Raw genomic sequence first — 2,331 nt, 5'->3', positions numbered from 1 at the left:
CGTCAAGGGCTGCGCGCCGATGGCGCTTGCGTCCGGCGGCCGTCCTTGACCCCTGACTGCTGCGCTGCGCCGTGACTTCGACGGTTCCGGGCAATTCCGCCCTTGCAACCGGAGAATCGTCATGAACGACAAATCACACGTTTCCCTCGAACAGCACGTTTGCCTGGTCTGCGGCACGGCGTTCGATACCGGCGCGATCCTGCTGGACAAGCGCCTGCGCGCGAGCATGGAGCGCCACACGGCGACCGGCTGGGGCCTGTGTCCCGAGCATCAGAAGCTGTCCGATGACGGCTTTGTCGCGCTGGTCGAATGCGATCCGCAGCGCAGCGGCGCTCAGGGCGGCGGGTGCATGAAGCCCGAGCAGGCGTATCGCACGGGCCGGCTGGCCCATCTGCGGCGCTCGGTGTTCGCGCAGGTGTTCAACGTGCCGATCGCGGAGAAGCAGGCTTGCGTGTTCGTTGAGCTTGGCGTGATCGACCAGTTGCAGTCGATGACGGCAACGGCGACGAGCTGATCGCGCCGCGCTGCCTTCGGTGCGTCGTCCCTGCGGGATGGCGCACTTTCTTCTGCTGCGCTGGCACGTCACTCCATTTGTGGCAAAGCATTATTGCCGTTAGACGTATCCCCCCTAGGGGGATACAATTTCCGTATGACGGAATCACACAAACACACCAGTCATCCTGCCCTTGTGAAGCGGCTCAAGCGTGCCGAAGGCCACCTTCGACACGTTATCGGCATGATCGAGGCGGAGGAACCTTGCCTCGATATTGCCCGCCAGCTTTCAGCGGTTGAAAGCGCGGTAACGGCAGCAAAGCGTGCTCTGATCCACGACCACATCGAACATTGCCTTGACCATGACGCCGCTTCCGTCATGGGCGAAATGAAGGCACTCGCAAAACTCCTATGAGGCCGACTTATGCTCGCTGTCCTTAAGAACCGCACCTATCGCCACCTGTTCGCTGCGCAAGTGATCGCGCTAGTGGGCACCGGCCTGATGACTGTGGCGCTGGGCCTACTCGCCTACGAACTGGCGGGCGCGGACGCCGGAGCGGTGCTTGGTACGGCGCTGGCTATCAAGATGCTTGCTTATGTCGGCATCGCCCCGATCGCTCAGGCGTTCGCCGACCGCTTGCCGCGTAGGTCGCTGCTGGTCGCACTTGACCTGATTCGAGCCGCCGTGGCTCTCTGCCTGCCCTTCGTCACCGAGGTCTGGCAAATCTATCTCCTGATCTTCGTGTTGCAGGCGGCTTCTGCCGGATTCACGCCGACCTTTCAGGCGACCATCCCGGACATCCTGCCTGACGAGGAGGAGTACACGAAGGCGCTGTCGCTCTCGCGGCTGGCCTACGACCTTGAAAGCCTGGTTTCCCCGATGCTGGCGGCTGCGCTGCTGACCATCATCAGCTTCCACAACCTGTTTGCCGGGACAGTGCTTGGCTTCCTTGTCTCGGCCGCGCTGGTGGTCAGCGTGGTGTTGCCCGCCTCGACACCCGGCCCACGTCGCGGCATCTGGGAGCGCACCACGCGGGGCGTTCGCCTCTACCTTGCAACGCCGCGGCTGCGGGGACTTCTGGCAGTTAGCCTTGCCGTGTCAGCAGCAGGCGCGATGGTGATAGTGAATACGGTGGTCATCGTGAAGGCACGCTTCGGCCTTGGCGAAGCAGAAGTAGCTTGGGCTTTGGCGGCGTTTGGGGGCGGCTCGATGATCGCTGCATTTGCACTGCCTGGGCTGCTCAACAAATTAGCGGATCGACCTGTCATGGTCACGGGAGCGGCGGTGCTGGTTATCGGTACGGCCATCGGGGCGCTGATTCCGTCTTATGTTCTGTTGCTTCCACTTTGGCTGGTGATTGGTTTCGGCTACAGCGTGGCACAAACGCCTTCTGGTCGGCTGCTGCGCCGTTCCGCCCATGCCGAGGATCGGCCTGCGCTATTCGCTGCACAGTTTGCGCTGTCACATGCCTGCTGGCTGATCTGCTACCCGCTGGCGGGACGCTTCGGTGCTGCCTTTGGACTGCAATCAACCTTCATCGTTATGTCATTGATTGGCCTTGCCGGTGTAGTGCTTGCGCTAATGCTTTGGCCTGCCGGCGATCCATCGGATATCGCCCATGACCACCCGGATCTACCGCCGGATCATCCGCATATGCGCGAACATTCAGGCCAGGGCCGACACCACCACCTTCTGATCGTGGACGACCTACATCAAGGTTGGCCACGCATGTAGCGTTGTGTCCTTCGCCAAACGCGATCTAACTTGACCAAGGGGGCTTCGGCCCCCTTTTTGCTGCGCCCGGTGGCGCAACTCCGGCCCTCGCGGGCCTGCGCGTG

At 62.2% G+C, this 2,331-nt stretch carries 3 protein-coding genes; all 3 read left to right on the top strand.

Translation table 11 applies throughout. The features are described 5' to 3' along the window. Window positions 1-121 precede the first annotated feature (121 nt). The 3 genes from HMPREF2581_RS15425 (at window position 122) to HMPREF2581_RS15415 (ending at window position 2,227) form a co-directional block, all read left to right on the top strand. A complete protein-coding gene (locus HMPREF2581_RS15425) occupies window positions 122-514 on the top strand; it encodes a hypothetical protein (RefSeq protein WP_003139163.1) in 393 nt (130 codons plus the stop codon). A gap of 135 nt (window positions 515-649) precedes the next feature. Beyond that, the gene (locus tag HMPREF2581_RS15420) at window positions 650-907 is read left to right on the top strand and encodes a metal-sensing transcriptional repressor (RefSeq protein WP_025297819.1); all 258 of its coding nucleotides are present in this window, start codon (window positions 650-652) and stop codon (window positions 905-907) included. A gap of 9 nt (window positions 908-916) precedes the next feature. Continuing rightward, complete coding sequence (locus tag HMPREF2581_RS15415; RefSeq protein WP_003139161.1) at window positions 917-2,227, top strand: MFS transporter; 1,311 nt, start codon at window positions 917-919, stop codon at window positions 2,225-2,227. The last annotated feature ends 104 nt before the right edge of the window (window positions 2,228-2,331 follow it).

The organism is Pseudomonas sp. HMSC057H01, from assembly GCF_001836405.1.
GTDB lineage: Bacteria > Pseudomonadota > Gammaproteobacteria > Pseudomonadales > Pseudomonadaceae > Pseudomonas > Pseudomonas aeruginosa.
Note: the sequence above shows the minus strand (reverse complement) of the source record. Positions and strands in the feature narration are given on the sequence as shown.

Coding starts and splice junctions, on each gene's coding strand:
- HMPREF2581_RS15425 (WP_003139163.1), top strand. CDS start 122: ATGAACGACAAATCACACGTTTCCCTCGAACAGCACGTTTGCCTGGTC.
- HMPREF2581_RS15420 (WP_025297819.1), top strand. CDS start 650: ATGACGGAATCACACAAACACACCAGTCATCCTGCCCTTGTGAAGCGG.
- HMPREF2581_RS15415 (WP_003139161.1), top strand. CDS start 917: ATGCTCGCTGTCCTTAAGAACCGCACCTATCGCCACCTGTTCGCTGCG.